The sequence below is a fragment of the Halomicrococcus gelatinilyticus genome (assembly GCA_024227995.1).
GTDB classification, from domain to species: domain Archaea; phylum Halobacteriota; class Halobacteria; order Halobacteriales; family Haladaptataceae; genus Halomicrococcus; species Halomicrococcus gelatinilyticus.
Window position 1 is genome coordinate 1 of record CP100466.1, and the last position, 15,686, is coordinate 15,686.

Below are 15,686 nucleotides of genomic sequence, written 5' to 3' on the forward strand. Positions count from 1 at the left end.
ATAAATGAAGAAAGCCCACGACCCGGGATGGGCCGTGGGCTCTGAAAGCGGTGATATGAGTGGGGGCGGCGAACCGGATTTCCCAGAGGCTCGCGCACTCCAGTACTCGCCGGAACGCAGGCGGGCTTATCTGCCGTGTTCGGGATGGGTACGGGAGGAACCCCGCCGCTGTGGCCGCCTTAACGCCGACTCGCGGAATCGAACCGCGATCATCGCCAGTGTCGGTGGTCCAAACTGACCGTATGTAGTGCAATCCAGTTAGCGCCTGGACCCGTTCGGTGGGACCAGTTCTAATGCGGTATGAATGTGTGGCATCGATCTGTTAGTGCTCGCGGGCTGAACGCCTCGTTGCCTCGGCGCGTACACCCCGAGTCTATCGAACTCGTCTTCTACGAGTGATCTCAGTGGTATCTCTTTTCCATGTGGGTTTCGAGCTTAGATGCATTCAGCTCTTACCCCGTGTTGCGTGGCTGCCCGGCACGCGCCCTTCCGGACGACCGGTACACCAGTGGCAACCATTCGTAGTTCCTCTCGTACTATACGAACGTTCACGTCAGATACCGTGACACCCCCAATAGATAGCAGCCGACCTGTCTCACGACGGTCTAAACCCAGCTCACGACCTCCTTTAATAGGCGAACAACCTCACCCTTGCCCGCTTCTGCACGGGCAGGATGGAGGGAACCGACATCGAGGTAGCAAGCCACTCGGTCGATATGTGCTCTTGCGAGTGACGACTCTGTTATCCCTAAGGTAGCTTTTCTGTCAGCAACCGCCCGCATCAAGCAGGCTGGTTGGTTCGCTAGACCACGCTTTCGCGTCAGCGTCCCTCGTTGTGTAGGACACTGTCAGACTTCCTTGTGCTCTTGCGCTCTTCGTCGCGTCTCCGACGCGACTGAGGAAATCTTGGGGCACGCTCGATATCTTTTCGAGCGTGTACCGCCCCAGTCAAACTGCCCGGCTACCGGTGTCCTCCGCCAGGAGTGAGGGTCACAGTCACTAACGGGTAGTATTTCAATGCTGCCTCGGTGGCCCGCTAGCGCGGGTACCTGTGTGGTGGCTCCTACCTATGCTGCACATTAGCGACCGTGTCCCAGCGACAGCCTGCAGTAAAGCTCTATAGGGTCTTCGCTTCCCCTTGGGGGTCTCCAGACTCCGCACTGGAACGTACAGTTCACCGGGCCCAACGTTGGGACAGTGGCGCTCTCGTTGATCCATTCATGCAAGCCGCTACTGAAGCGGCAAGGTACTACGCTACCTTAAGAGGGTCATAGTTACCCCCGCCGTTAACGGGTCCTTCGTCCCATTGTACTGGGTGTTCAGATACCCGCACTGGGCAGGATTCAGTGACCGTACGAGTCCTTGCGGATTTGCGGTCACCTATGTTGTTACTAGACAGTCGGAGCGCCCGAGTCACTGCGACCTGCTCCTATCCGGAGCAGGCATCCCTTATCGCGAACTTACGGGACTAACTTGCCGAATTCCCTAACGTCGGTTGCTCCCGACAGGCCTTGGCTTTCGCCGCCAGAGTACCTGTGTCGGATCTCGGTACGGACGCTATGCTCCCTTTTCACGGGCTCTAGGTTGAACTGACTTGCGCTGTCCCGCCGTTCGTCCGCTTCCTGCCATTACGGCTTCCACGGAGTTGGACGGTTCGACCGGGCGAAAGCCCGGTTCAGTCTACCCCAAAGCGTCGGTTTCGATGCATAGCGGCACAGGAATATTAACCTGTTTCCCTGTTGTCTCGCTCGAATTGCGACGAGACTTAGGACCGGCTAACCCTCGGCTGATTGGCATTGCCGAGGAACCCTTACTCATGAGGCCGTCGGGGGTCTAACCCGACTAACGCTGCTACTATGGCCAGGATTTTCGTTTCTGGACGGTCCACGCGACCTCTCGGCCGTGCTTCCACCCGGACAGAACGCCAACCTACTGGATCACCATGTTACTGGTGCCGCCAGGTCTCGGTGGCGGACTTGAGCCCCGATCATTTTCGGCGCCCCAAACCTCGGCCGGTAAGCTGTTACGCTTTTCTTAGAGGGTAGCTGCTTCTAAGCTCACCTCCCGGCTGTCTAGGGCTCGGGACCACCTTCGATCGCACTTAGTCCGCACTTGGGGACCTTAACCCAGCTCTGGGTTGTCTCCCTCCTGGTGCACAGGCTTACCCCGCACACCGGATTCCCTGCGTCAGCGGTGTTCGTAGGTTTGGAGTTCGACAGGGAGGCCGACTCCTCTCGGAGGCGGATCTCCCAATCGGTCGCTCTACCCCACGAACTACCTCGGCAGAGGTCATGCTTCGACATGTTTCGGTTGGAACCAGCTGTTGCCGGATTCGATGGGCCTTTCACCCCTACACGCAGGTCACGGGAGGGTATTGTAGGACACCATCCCTAACAGGCTTCCACGTGGCTTTCGCCACGCTTCACCTTGCCCACGCGTAGATCATCCGGTTTCGGGTCGTATCTGTTTGACTCCCCGCCCTTGAAGACGGCGGCCCTGGTCGTAAGACTGCGGCCATGTTGGTTTCCCTCTGCCTACCTCGATACACGAGTTAGGCTTGCCAAACAAATACACTCCCTGGCTCGTTTTTCAAAACGTACGACAGAACACCGGCTCCTGCTGGGTCCTACTGCGAGCTCGCGCTCGTGTCGTTTTCCAGCAGGCCTTTTGTGCCCTGTCGCTCCATCGCCAACTGATTTCAGGCCCTATTGCACCTCCCTTTTCGGGGTGCTTTTCAGCGTTCGCTCACGCTACTTGTTCGCTATCGGTCTCGAGTCGTATTCAGTCTTAGCGGTCGATGCCCGCTACCTTCACGAGGGATATCCGACCCCCGCTACTCTGGAGCTGACGCACACCATACTGATTCTCACTACGGGGCTGTCGCCCTGTGTCGCGCTCTGTTCCAAGAGACTTCGTGAGACGGTTCCGGTGCTGAGTGTCAGTCCGTACACCACATTGCCCGAAGGCTTCGGTTTGGACTGGGTCGCGTTCACTCGCCGTTACTGACGACATCGCGTTTGCTTTCTGTTCCTGCCGGTACTGAGATGTTTCAATTCCCGGCGTTCCCCATTGCGCGAGGCAATTGCGGTGGGGATTCCCATTCGGAGATCCTGAGTTCTCTGCCTCCGTGCGGCTCCCTCAGGCTTATCGCAGCTTGGCACGTCCGTCGTCGGCGCTCGAGCCGAGCCATCCACCAGTTGGCACAGTAGCCACGTTGTGTGGATTCGCATTCGTCGGTACTGGTACCCGCTGAACGGGTCCAGTGGACGCCTGGATTGCACGTACATACGGTCGTCATCACACGTCCCGGTGGTAGGGGGAGCGTGTTTGAACCCTTCCCATCCGCGCTTTCACGGGATGGTGCATCGGTCGTTGATCCGGACCTGAACGTTTCTCGTTCACCCACTTAAGGGAAACGATTCGTTCGTCCGGTGTTAGTGGCCTCCCGGGATTCGAACCCGGTCACTCCGTGTGGAGTTCGCCCCCAGTGGGCGACAGGCCAAAGCTCCTCTCGCGAGGAGAAGAGCCCTGACAGCCGAGGCCTCCGAAAGTGGGCCAGGCGCGACGGCCTGGTCCCGTTCGTTAGGAGGTGATCCAGCCGCAGATTCCCCTACGGCTACCTTGTTACGACTTAAGCCCCCTTGCGAAGCCCAGATTCGACCACCGCATGGTGGCCTCATCCGGACCTCACTCGGGTGCTTTGACGGGCGGTGTGTGCAAGGAGCAGGGACGTATTCACCGCGCTCTTCTGAAGCGCGATTACTACCGAATCCAGCTTCATGAGGGCGAGTTTCAGCCCTCAATCCGAACTACGACCGAGTTTAGGAGATTAGCGCCGCCTTTCGGCGTTGCGTCCCACTGTCTCGATCATTGTAGCCCGCGTGTAGCCCAGCTCATTCGGGGCATACTGACCTACCGTTGCCCGTTCCTTCCTCCAGTTTGGCACTGGCAGTCCTCCTAATGTACCCAGCTACCACAAGGGTACTGCTGGCAATTAGGAGCGCGGGTCTCGCTCGTTGCCTGACTTAACAGGATGCCTCACGGTACGAGCTGACGGCGGCCATGCACCTCCTCTCAGTAGCTCAGGTAAGATCATCAACCTGACCGTCACTGCTACTGTCGGAGCTGGTGAGATGTCCGGCGTTGAGTCCAATTAAACCGCAGGCTCCTCCGGTTGTAGTGCTCCCCCGCCAATTCCTTTAAGTTTCATCCTTGCAGACGTACTTCCCAGGCGGCTCGCTTACGCCTTCGCTGCAGCGAAGCACACGCTCGTAGCGTGTGCTACACTTAGCGAGCATCGTTTACAGCTAGGACTACCCGGGTATCTAATCCGGTTCGTGACCCTAGCTTTCGTCCCTCACCGTCGGGTCCGTCCTCCCAAGGTGCTTTCGCCATTGGTGGTCCGTCCAGGATTACGGGATTTCACTCCTACCCCAGACGTACCCCTTGGGTCTTCCGGCCCCAAGCCAGCTGGTATCCGCCGGACGCCTGCTCGTTAGGCGAGCAGATTTCCCGACGGACCGATCTGGCAGGCTACGGACGCTTTAGGCCCAATAATAGCGGCCATCACTCGGGCTGCCGGTATTACCGCGGCGGCTGGCACCGGTCTTGCCCAGCCCTTATTCGTACACCACCTTACGGTGTACAAAAGCGAGGACTATATGCCCTCGCACTCGGAGTTCCCTTATCGCACTGTCGTGCAGTGTAAAGTTTTCGCGCCTGCTGCGCCCCGTAGGGCCCGGAATCTTGTCTCAGATTCCGTCTCCGGGCTCTTGCTCTCACAACCCGTACCGATTATCGGCACGGTGGGCCGTTACCCCACCGTCTACCTAATCGGCCGCAGCCACATCCTATGGCACCGTAGCGTTTCCTGCTTCACCCGTTCAAGGGTCGAAGCGATATCGCGGATTACCCTCAGTTTCCCGAGATTGTCCGCGTCCATAGGGTAGTTTGGCCACGTGTTACTGAGCTATCTGCTACGAGTCTGAACTCGTGCAACTAGCATGGCTAAATCGAACTCCGATAGCAATGGCCTCCGGCAGGATCAACCGGAATGGTCCTGAGTACAATACTCAGTGGGTTCTGGCGGAGACTGACACGTCGTTCGTGTCGTCGTATAGTGTCGTCACAGACTATCGGCTGTCAGGGCTCACGTCAGACCCCATCGTGTACGGCGGACCGCAGGGGTGGAGTCCTCATATTGGAACGACGCCGTCATCGGCGAGCAGAATGTCGCCCGAAACCGGGCGTGCTCACCTTGGCGTTCGCATGACGAGACCGGGGGAGCCGGCCTCGCCCTTCGCATTCCAAGCGAAGGCCCGTCTACATATAAGGCCTTCGAACCAGGCCCGTCAGGGCCGGGTCGAAGCCCGCGACGGCGTTCACATTACTTCGGAATGGCCGGATAGGTTTAAGCACATCGAAATCGACTCAGATTGTTGGATGATAAATTAAAATCCGGCGGGGAAATGGTACAGAACCCCATGTCACCGCGACCCTCGACTGCACGAGTCGACGGCCACCGTCACGGCAGCCGCAGAAGTGCGGTCGTGCCGACGCAACCCCTCGACGTGGCCGTGACCGCAGGCATCGTGGAGTCGCGATCGTGGGAGGTATCAGATGATACTAAGTTTTTGTTTGGGCGCGCGTATGCGCGTATGTGAGATGGCACGTGCAAAACGTGGCGAACGTTGTACGTCCGTAACGTGGTGAACAGAACGTACGTGGCGAGCGCGGACAGAGTGAAGACGTCCGTTCGCACCAACGCGCCGGGTCCGTAGGCAACGTGGCGACGGGCGCAGAAGTACTCGGAACGGCCAGCTCGAGGGAGGGAAGGCCCCGGGAGCGCCCGGGACAGCGTTCGTGCGTCCCCGAGGGCGGTGACCCACCGTATTTCACTTCCGTTTACGGCCCTAAGCGGAAGTGTCAGCGTTCTTCGCCGGGCGGCGATAATCGCAAGACGGGAGCGAGGCGGCAGCTTATTAAATCAGATACCGCTATATCAAATACGCCATTGGGGAAGTTGGGACTACAGCAGGTTTAGCGGACCTATGATACGTGAATTTGACCGATTCGTTCAGCGGAAACTGGCTCAGACCGCTCTCCAAACGGCCATTCGTGTTACACTACCAACTAGATGAATGGGTTTTTGAGACTTCAGCAGCGACAGCGTGTTGTCCGCTGTAATCAGCGACGAATGTCGTACTCACCTGTCAACTCGACCTGTATCAGCAGATCGACTACTCGCCAGATCGAGTACAACAGACAGGTGAGCGCGAAGTAGAAGAACCGCAGCACGGAATTTTCTCGACGTGGTGGCAGCCATGAATCGCTCGATCGACCGATAGCCGCTCTCGATTTTCCAGCGATATCCGTTTTCCGAGAGGTGGCCACTCCCGCGATTCGTCATGAACACCGAGTACCGCCGGTGGTCGTCGTGCTCGGCGTCCTCTTTCCGGCGGTAAATCACCGTCGTCTGACGCCGCTCGTTGTTCGCGAATACCTGCGCGTATTGCTGTCACGCTGGCTCGCCTCGCTGGGGTCCACGGGAAGCAGAAGTTGGTCGAACATACGTTCATCCTAGCGGGGAACCTGTGACCTAAATCAGTCGTACAGTCGCCGCAACCTGCGTGCAGGTCCATCCCACGTCAATCGCTCCACGAAATCGGCGCACCGGTCTCCTCGCTCGGAGAGGTCCGAGACGAGAGCTGTTCGGAGCGCCCGGTCGAGCCCGTTCGGTGCGTCGGGATCGTAGCTGATCCCCCCGTAGTTCAGTAGCTCCCCGAGGCAGCCGATGTCGGGTCCGATTACCGGGCGACCGAACGACATCGCCAGAATGGCTGCTCCGGATGTGAGCACCGCTTCGTACGGGAGTACGACGGCGTCGACCGCGTTCATGTACCACTGTATCTCGTCCTCCTCCACGAACTCGAATCGCGTCTCGATCCGGGGGTCGTCCGGGTCGCGAACCGTCTCCGCAACCGTCTCGTCCCACGGCTTTCCGACGACGAGTAATTTCGCCTCGCCGTCCAGTTGCGAAAACGTCGATAGCAGTTCCGGCACGTTCTTGTAGCGACGGATGCGTCCGAAGTAGAGAAACACAGTCTCGTCCCCGAGGCCAAATCGCTGCCGAGCCGTTTCCCGGCTCGCTTCGTTCGAGTAGACGTCCCTGAAGTGTCCGTGCGGAATCACGGTGATTCGGTCTCGGAAGCGATCCGGGAGCCGATACGCCTCCAGTAGCACAGCTCTGGCGGCGTCGCAGTGGACGGTCATTCTGTCGACCAGACGGGCTACGAGGTGCCGTGTGACGAGTTCCACTCTCGGCGACTTCTTCTCGTGGTCGAACCGGTTGTGGACCGTCCAGACGACGTCGATACCGAATAGCCGGAGTAACAACAGTTCGAACACCGTCCGAACACCGAGGAGAGCGGAGATGAGAGAGCTATCCGTCACCGTGAACGAGCTCAGCCAGTGGACGTGGAGGACGTCCGGGTTCCCGCACTCGACGACCGAACCGAGTAGCGGTACGTATCGATGCCTGCTGGCGAACTGGACGTCGATTCCTCTCTCGTCGAGACTATCTCTGAGAGCCCGCTGGTACGGGTTCGCCTCCCTGTAATCCGGATACATCACTACGGTTATCCCCGCATCTGCGGACGAGTCCTCGTCCTGTTCGGATTGACCCCCGATCGCCGCATCCATCACACCAATCTGTTGGATTTGGTCGTACAATAAGTTTCGTGTCCAGACACTATCGATGAAACGGAGAACTAGTGGACGAATAGAAATCCCTCGAAGGTTGGGACATAGTTTCCGTCAAACGGAAATATAGCGTTCGGCACTCTGAGACGGTCTCTGTCGACAGTACTCGATGCTCACGAACGGCTATGCACCGCTTTCACGTCGTGTGCGGCACGGCGAAGTCGCTCAAACACTGAGCTGCAAGAGAAACACCGCCCGGCGACGCGTTGATTCTCGTCGATGGCAGACCCTGGTTGCAAGCCGCGTTCTTCGAGGAAAACCTCCGATTTCAGTATGTCACCTACGGAAATCGGAACCGCGTCGAACGTGCCTTCAAAGAAGTCGAACGCCGCACCAACCAGTTTGCCAATCATTTCCGCCACGCCACGCACCGCTCCACCGAAGGCTGGTTACAAACCTTCGCCTTCGTATGGAATCAGCTAATCTGAACACCGCCTCTAGACAAGACCAAGCAATGTATAATTTTGTGAATTCAGGCAAATATTAACACGGCCTCATGTGGCCCATAACAATGGCCTTCTGTGGTAATCTCAGGATATGGGTTACAAGTCAACCCGAAGGACATTCATTGCATCGAGTGGGCTTCTCACAGCTGGTCTCGCCGGCTGTATAGGCACCGCGAAAGAAAATAACGGTTCCCCTCAAACCCAACAAGACAGCGGTTCCTTCCAAATCCAACAAGACGGTCCAGCACCGGTCGATCTCGGGACAGCCTGTGACTTTTCGATCCTGGCGAAATCCGGGATATCGAGTGTTCCTAACTCCGACGTAGCAGGGGACATTGGCGTGAGCCCGATTGCGTCGACTGCCATAACCGGGTTTGATTTGACCCTGGATGCAACCGGCGTCTACTCGACATCGACGCAGGTTGGTGGACGGGTGTACGCAGCCGATTATTCGGAGCCAACACCGTCCAGATTGACCACAGCCGTGAGCGATATGGAAACCGCGTTCACCGATGCGTACGGCCGCGTCCCGCCGGACTTTACGGAGTTAGGCGGCGGCAATATCGGCGGGGAGACGCTTACCCCGGGCGTCTACAACTGGAGTACGGACGTCCTGATCGACGACGATATCACCATCGACGGAGGCCCGGACGACACCTGGATCTTCCAGGTCGCGGGAGATCTAACCGCCGCGAGCGGGGTGACCGTCAATCTGGAAGGTGGCGCGCAGGCCGAAAACATCGTCTGGGTGGTCGCTGGCGGTGCTGGCGTCGAGATCGGAACGGACGCGGACTTTGCGGGGGTCGTGCTGGCCCAGACGGGGATCAACGTACTCACCAACGCAACGGTGAACGGCTGTTTGTACGCCCAAACCGACGTCAACCTTCAGATGGCGACGGTTACCGGGTGTGACTGCGATCTCGTAGACCTGCAAGTGGACTCGGCGTGTGAAGACGAGGAAGGGGAGATCACGGTAACGAACCCCAACGACGTCTCGGTGATGGTAACCATCACCGGACCCGATGCGTACGAGGAGACGATGGAGGTTCCCGCCGGCGGTTCGGCGACGTGGGAAAATCTCGCGGATGGAACGTATTCGCTCGAGACCGACAATATCGCAATCGGTCTCGACATCACGACGCTCGACATCAGTTGCGATTCGGGCATCCCTGACGTCGTAACGACGCCGGCGACGGAGGTCAACGGCTCGACGGCCACGCTCAACGGTGAGTTGACCGATCTCGGCGACTCCACCGAGGTCGACGTCTTCTTCGAGTGGCGCGAACTCGGCGCAGACGAGTGGATCGCCACCGAACCCCAGACGCTCGACGCGCCCGGCGACTTCGACGCCGAAATCGCCGGCCTCGAACCCGGAAACACGTACGAATTCCGGGCGGTCGGGGTGGCGGACGGCGAACGGGTGGAAGGGGCCACGCTTCGCATTATCAAGACGGTGCCAGGTGTACCGGAGGTCATCACGTCGCCGGCGACGGAGGTCAACGGCTCGACGGCCACGCTCAACGGCGAACTGATCGATCTCGGCGACTTCGACACGGTCGACGTCTTCTTCGAGTGGCGCGAACTCGGCGCGGACGAGTGGATCACCACCGAACCCCAGACGCTCGACGCGCCCGGCGACTTCGACGCCGAAATCGCCGGCCTCGAACCCGGAAACACGTACGAATTCCGGGCAGTCGCAGTGACCGACGACACGCGCGACGAAGGGGCCATTCTCTCGTTCACCAAAGACGAACCCGGAGCACCAATCGTCGAGACCCAGATGGCGACGGAGATCAACGGATCGACCGCCACGCTCAACGGCGAACTGCTCGATCTCGGCGACTTCGACACGGTCGACGTCTTCTTCGAGTGGCGCGAACTCGGCGCAGACGAGTGGATCGCCACCGAACCCCAGACGCTCGACGCGCCCGGCGTCTTCAGCGCCGAGATCGAAGGCCTCGAACCCGGAAACACGTACGAATTCCGGGCAGTCGTAGTGGCCAATGGCACGCGTGAAGAAGGGACCATCGTCGAGTTCACCAAAGCTGAGGCGGGCGTCCCCAGCGTCGAGACACGGCCGGCGACGGAGATCAACGGATCGACCGCCACGCTCAACGGCGAACTGATCGATCTCGGCGACTTCGACACGGTCGACGTCTTCTTCGAGTGGCGCGAACTCGGCGCAGACGAGTGGATCGCCACCGAACCCCAGACGCTCGACGCGCCCGGCGTCTTCAGCGCCGAGATCGAAGGCCTCGAACCCGGAAACACGTACGAATTCCGGGCAGTCATGATGGCGAACGACGAACGGTTCCTCGGAGCCACACTCTCGTTCACCAAACTGGCGCCGGATGACTTGAAGGTCAAGACGAAGCCGGCGACCGAGGTCAACGGATCGACCGCGACGCTCAATGGCAAACTGCTCAAGCTTCGCAATGCAGAGGAGGCTTCCGTCTACTTCCTATACCGCGTCAAGGGGACGAAGGTGTGGATGTTTACGGACGAAGCGATCCTCACCGAACCCGGGCCGTTCAGCGCGACGGCCACGGACCTCGAGACCGGCACAACGTACGAGTTCCAAGCGGTCGCCCAGAAGGGTGACACGGTTGTCTACGGCGATATTCTGGAATTCACGAAGGAACCAAAGCCGGATCTGGTGCACTGGCAAGTCGACTTTGGTGAGGGGAAGAACGTACCGAATCCGCCCACGTACTGGCCTGACGATGGCTTCGCCGCTCTCGGTACGAACGAGGGAGTAGAGGAGAACCCGTCCTTTGGACGCACCGAGAAACCGGGCCAGCTCGGGGACGTGACCATCCAGGACTACGCGTTCCAGTTCGACGATGATGACGAACCAACCGAAGTCTCGATCACGTTTACTGTCGACGAGGGTGGTGAATCGCGGTTCCTCCATCTGGCGGTCTTCATCCTGCCAGGGCCGTACGATCCGGACGAGGTCGACCAACAGGAACTCTTCGACGAGACGAGTGACGAGTACCGTGGTGGCGACACTGGCACGCTGACGCTTTCGTTGCCGACAGCGTAGGTAGCCCCACCACGAGTTGGTTCTCCTCGTTTCGATCAGCGTAATGAATGAGTGCCGGAGCGTAGTGGCGTCACACGGTACCACGTGCGAGTTTGACCTACTGCTTCCACCGTACTCTTCCGATCGTCAGGAGTCCGTTATTCGCCCACAACCTCTCGCAACCCTGCTCGATCCGCGTCATCACGAATTATCCGATTCAAACCACCATTCGTTTGAGGTTTGATACCACGTTGACTGGGGAATACGCATACGTTCTAGTTTGACGCCGATTGCTTGCGCCGTCAGCTGATTTGATTCCGTCGAGACTACCAGGTCAGCCCTTCATACGTTGCGCCATCAGGTAGCACCTTGGGGTTAATGACGCGCCGACCGTCAACGACGATCGGATCAGCCATACGTTCGAATTCGTGGGAAAGCGCCGTGAATTCGTCCCAACCTGTGACAACGAGGGCGCCGTGTGAATTTTCCAGGGCTCCGGTTGCAGACTTGGCGTAGTCGATACCTGGGAATTGCGCTCGCATGTTCTCCGTTGCGACTGGATCGTAGGCCACAACAACGGCCCCGCGCTTGCGTAACCCTTCGATGATGGGGATTGCACGAGAGTTCCGGACGTCATCAGTACCGGGTTTGAAGGCGAGGCCCAGGACGGCGATGCGTTTGTCGGACACATCAGCGTGGTCGTCTAGCAAGGCGAGCATGTTCTCAGGTTGACGCTCGTTGATTTCGACAGCGGCATGGAGAAGCGCCGGTTCATAGTCTTGTGTCCGGGCGGCCGCGCAGAGTGCGGCGACGTCTTTCGGGAGGCAACTGCCCCCCCACCCCACGCCGCTTCGAAGGAATCTCTCGCCGATGCGATCATCAAGCCCCATCGCATCCGCGACGTCGTAGGCATCGACGCCGAATTCTTTGCAGATATTCCCGATGTCGTTGATTAGGCTGATCTTCGCTGCGAGGAACGCGTTGTTCGCGTACTTGATCATTTCAGCTTCGCGGCGCCCAGTCTCAACGACTGCGGCGTCGGTCTCTTCGATGATCGGGTGATACACATCGTGAAGACGGTCGAGTGCGCGCTCGTCGCCGTCCGTACCGAAAACAATCTTGTCAGGGTCGAGAAAGTCCGTGACGGCCGATCCTTCACGGAGGAATTCTGGGTTCGAGGCAATACTAAAATCGCGTCTTTCGATGCTGTTCGATGCGTCTCCGAGAAGCGGCACGAGGACGTCTTCTGCGGTCCCCGGGATGACCGTGCTTTTGACCACCACGAGATGGTAGTTATCTTTCTCGGCGAGTGCCTCGCCGACTGACCGCGCACCGGCTTTCAGTACCGAGAGGTCAATACTCCCGTCGTCGGTGCTTGGTGTCGGGAGTGCAAGAAACGTGACGTCCGTGTCGCGGATCGCACCGTAGTCAGTCGTTCCGCGCAGCTGGTCGCCGCCGTGTTTCTCGATGAGTTTGTCCAATCCGGGTTCGTGGATCGATGATAGGCCGTCGTTGAGATTTTCGACAACGTCTTCGTCGACGTCGATGTTGACCACCTCGTGACCACTGTCGGCCAGACAGGCCGCAACGGTGGTGCCGACATATCCACTCCCCACGATACTTACCTTCATTTAAAAAGAAATAACCTGCCGCAACGCTTGAACATTTGGACTGCGGACCGGACGGGGATTCTTGTGTAGGAAACCACCACGAAGTATTTTGTATCGTACAACCTACAACGATGCTATGCAAGCTGTCGTGCTCGCCGCCGGTGAGGGGACGCGACTGCGTCCCCTGACCGAGGACAAACCGAAGGGGATGGTCGAAGTCGCAGACAGACCAATTCTCACACACTGCTTCGAGCAGCTAATCGGTCTTGGTGCCGATGAACTCTACGTCGTCGTTGGATATCGAAAAGAGGCGATCATCGAGTACTACGGCGACGAGTTCGACGGAGTCCCGATCACGTATGCGCATCAACGCGAGCAAAAGGGGCTTGCCCACGCGCTCTTGACAGCTGAGGATAACATCGAGGACGACTTTATGCTGATGCTCGGGGACAATATCTTCGACGCGAATTTGCAAGACGTCATCGATCGACAGCACGAAGACCGTGCTGACGCCGCGTTTCTCGTCGAAGAAGTGCCGTGGGACGAGGCGAGCCGATACGGCGTGTGTGACACCAACGAGTACGGCGAGACGTTGGAAGTGGTCGAGAAACCTGAAGACCCACCGTCGAACCTCGTGATGACAGGCTTCTACACGTTCACGCCTGCGGTCTTCCACGCCTGTCATCTGATCCAGCCTTCCGACCGGGGAGAGTACGAGATTAGTGACGCTATTGATCTGCTCTTGCATTCGGGACGAACGATTGACGCAATCCGGATGGATGGGTGGCGTGTTGACGTTGGCTATCCAGAGGACCGCGAGAAAGCCGAGAAACGGCTGCAGAACACGCCAGTGTCTAACGAAGCCGAGGAGGAAGTAGCAACGACCACAGCCGAGTAAGGCCAGTGCGGCGCTGTCTAGTTGAGGGAGTTTGGGAAGCGAGATAGTCGTAGAGAGAAGTGTGCATGCAACTCGCAGACCGCTCGGAAAGACGTCGAGGTGAACAGCCAAGACGTTAGGGAGAACGAGCGCGCCCTTATACCCGCCCGGCAGTTCGGGCTGCGTCTCCACACGGTGGGGCTGTCGATCAGGGAGACGGTGGCTGTCACGAACTCCTGGGTATTTACCGTTCGCACGGTGCGGTCTGGCAGTGGGCGCATCAGCCGGCCGACAGCGCGTCGGACCCGACGACGACTTCGCCGTCGCGGGTCGCAGTCGACGAGACCGCTGTCCGGATCGGAGCCGAGTGGTACTGGGTGTATGCGGCGGCCGACCGCGACTCGCTGTATCTGCTGGATATCGCGGCGTTCAACTGCCACGGAACCGATCCAGCGGCGGCGTTGCTGCACGGACTCACAGAGAACGATGATGTCTCCGAGACTGAGTTCTTGATCGATGGGTACGGCTATCGGACCGCTCTGTCTCGAGCCGGACTGAGCGGTCGGGTCGAATACAGCGACCGAAACCACATCGAAACGTGGTTTCACGCGTCCAAACAGCGCACCGACCACTTCCATACGAGTTGGGTGGGCAGTCGGCCGGCCGTCACCGACTGGTGTCAACAGTTATAACGCTGTTACAATCAGCACCGACCGGATCAATCGCTCACCGGGAAAACGCCGACGGAGGAACCGAACTAGACGGTACCTGTGCGGATTAGCCATCTCGTAACAGATGTTAGTAAATCCATACTAAACACGTGATAGAAAAACACACTCACTATGGACCCCCGGGAGCAAGAAGCGGAATCCGAAGAGGAGAGGGAGAAACCTCTCGTGAGTGTGGTTCTTCCCACGTACGACCGGCCAGAGAAACTCGCTGACGCAGTCAAAAGTGTCTCCGCACAGCAGTACCCGAAGGTCGAACTAGTCATCGTCGACGACGCGTCACCGACACCAATCGAACCAGTTGTTGCGGATGTCGCACCACCGGAGCTTCGGTGGCGCTGCCTTCGTCACGACGACAATCAGGGAGCGAACGCTGCGCGAAACACTGGTATCGAGACTGCCAACGGGGAGATACTCGCCTTTCTCGATGACGACGACAGGTGGCTTCCGGAGAAGCTAGATGCACAGGTTTCGGTGTTTCGTGAGCAGGACGACGTCGGTGTCGTCGTGGTCGGCCAACAGTTCGTCGACGGGGGCAAAGACACGACGACCCGCGTTCCGAACATCGATGGATCTGCAACGCAGGACCTGCTGACAGGTGCCGTCGCAGGGGCGTTTTCGACTATCGCAGTCCGTCGGGAAGTCGTCGAAAAGGCCGGCCTCCCGGACGAACGGCTCCCCGCGTGGCAGGACCGCGAGTGGCTCATTCGTCTCTCCTGTCACTGCGATTTTGCCGCTGTCAAGCGACCACTCGTCATCAGACAAACCGGTGAGTACGAGCAGATTAGTGACTTGTTCGAGCCGAGACGGGACATCACGTATCCGCTGTTTCTCGAAAAGTACACCGAACTCGCCGCCGAACACGACGTCGAACAGCGGTTCAAAGCACGCCTCTCGCTGGGTATGGCTACTTCGGCGCTCACAAACGCATATTATCACGACGCCCGTCGATTCGCGGCGAATGCAATCAAAATCGACCCCAGAATCAAGACGGCGTACGTCTATCTGGCTCTGGCGCTGGGAGGGCGATACACATACAGAACGGGTATCCGACTCAAACGAGCGCTCGACTGACGCTACCAGGTTTGTAACCCGGTTTCGGCACGTTCGATTGCCCGGCCAGTCGTCCTAGCGAGATGGACGAGATAGCCGACAGTGTCCGTCCCGATCTATATCGAAACCGAGAGGCGGTCCCACTCGGCGTCGGCAACGACATCCGCGTCGACGGAGCCGAGTAGC

The 15,686-nt window shown here is 58.7% G+C and carries 6 protein-coding genes, 3 rRNA genes and 2 pseudogenes; 5 read left to right on the forward strand and 6 right to left on the reverse strand.

Going from position 1 to position 15,686, the window contains the following annotated elements; all coding sequences use genetic code 11:
- Window positions 1-60 precede the first annotated feature (60 nt).
- The 5 genes and pseudogenes from rrf to NKT36_RS15210 all read right to left on the reverse strand — a co-directional run bounded on the left by rrf (window position 61) and on the right by NKT36_RS15210 (window position 7,701).
- Window positions 61-182 (reverse strand): 5S ribosomal RNA (gene rrf / locus NKT36_RS15190).
- A 121-nt stretch (window positions 183-303) separates the two neighbouring features.
- A 23S ribosomal RNA gene (locus tag NKT36_RS15195) occupies window positions 304-3,218 on the reverse strand.
- A gap of 366 nt (window positions 3,219-3,584) precedes the next feature.
- Window positions 3,585-5,055 (reverse strand): 16S ribosomal RNA (locus tag NKT36_RS15200).
- The 16S, 23S and 5S rRNA genes sit together here, the layout of an rRNA operon.
- Before the next feature lie 1,036 nt (window positions 5,056-6,091).
- A pseudogene (locus tag NKT36_RS15205) lies at window positions 6,092-6,490 on the reverse strand (hypothetical protein); the annotation flags it as partial.
- 113 nt (window positions 6,491-6,603) lie between these two features.
- Window positions 6,604-7,701: a glycosyltransferase family 4 protein gene (locus NKT36_RS15210; RefSeq protein ID WP_327053629.1), complete on the reverse strand. Its 1,098-nt coding sequence runs from the start codon at window positions 7,699-7,701 to the stop codon at window positions 6,604-6,606.
- 266 nt (window positions 7,702-7,967) lie between these two features.
- On the opposite strand from NKT36_RS15210, the gene NKT36_RS15215 reads away from it, so the two are divergent.
- On the forward strand, window positions 7,968-8,189 hold the full coding sequence (locus tag NKT36_RS15215; RefSeq protein WP_407652241.1) for a hypothetical protein: 222 nt from the start codon (window positions 7,968-7,970) through the stop codon (window positions 8,187-8,189).
- Window positions 8,190-8,298: 109 nt separating this feature from the next.
- Window positions 8,299-11,253, forward strand: coding sequence for an ice-binding family protein (locus NKT36_RS15220; protein WP_327053630.1), 2,955 nt, complete (start codon window positions 8,299-8,301; stop codon window positions 11,251-11,253).
- Window positions 11,254-11,558: 305 nt separating this feature from the next.
- On the opposite strand, the gene aglM is transcribed toward NKT36_RS15220, so the two are convergent.
- On the reverse strand, window positions 11,559-12,863 hold the full coding sequence (gene aglM / locus NKT36_RS15225) for a UDP-glucose 6-dehydrogenase AglM (RefSeq protein WP_327053631.1): 1,305 nt from the start codon (window positions 12,861-12,863) through the stop codon (window positions 11,559-11,561).
- A 115-nt stretch (window positions 12,864-12,978) separates the two neighbouring features.
- On the opposite strand from aglM, the gene aglF reads away from it, so the two are divergent.
- The 3 genes and pseudogenes from aglF (at window position 12,979) to NKT36_RS15240 (ending at window position 15,521) form a co-directional block, all read left to right on the forward strand.
- A complete protein-coding gene (aglF, locus tag NKT36_RS15230; protein WP_327053632.1) occupies window positions 12,979-13,740 on the forward strand; it encodes a UTP--glucose-1-phosphate uridylyltransferase AglF in 762 nt (253 codons plus the stop codon).
- A 99-nt stretch (window positions 13,741-13,839) separates the two neighbouring features.
- A pseudogene (locus NKT36_RS15235) lies at window positions 13,840-14,480 on the forward strand (IS6 family transposase).
- 81 nt (window positions 14,481-14,561) lie between these two features.
- On the forward strand, window positions 14,562-15,521 hold the full coding sequence (locus NKT36_RS15240; protein ID WP_327053633.1) for a glycosyltransferase family 2 protein: 960 nt from the start codon (window positions 14,562-14,564) through the stop codon (window positions 15,519-15,521).
- Window positions 15,522-15,686 lie beyond the last annotated feature (165 nt).

Excerpts from the sequence above, each read along its gene's own strand:
- NKT36_RS15210 (WP_327053629.1), bottom strand. The coding sequence starts at position 7,701 with ATGGATGCGGCGATCGGGGGTCAATCCGAACAGGACGAGGACTCGTCC.
- NKT36_RS15220 (WP_327053630.1), top strand. The coding sequence starts at position 8,299 with ATGGGTTACAAGTCAACCCGAAGGACATTCATTGCATCGAGTGGGCTT.
- aglM (WP_327053631.1), bottom strand. The coding sequence starts at position 12,863 with ATGAAGGTAAGTATCGTGGGGAGTGGATATGTCGGCACCACCGTTGCG.
- aglF (WP_327053632.1), top strand. The coding sequence starts at position 12,979 with ATGCAAGCTGTCGTGCTCGCCGCCGGTGAGGGGACGCGACTGCGTCCC.
- NKT36_RS15240 (WP_327053633.1), top strand. The coding sequence starts at position 14,562 with ATGGACCCCCGGGAGCAAGAAGCGGAATCCGAAGAGGAGAGGGAGAAA.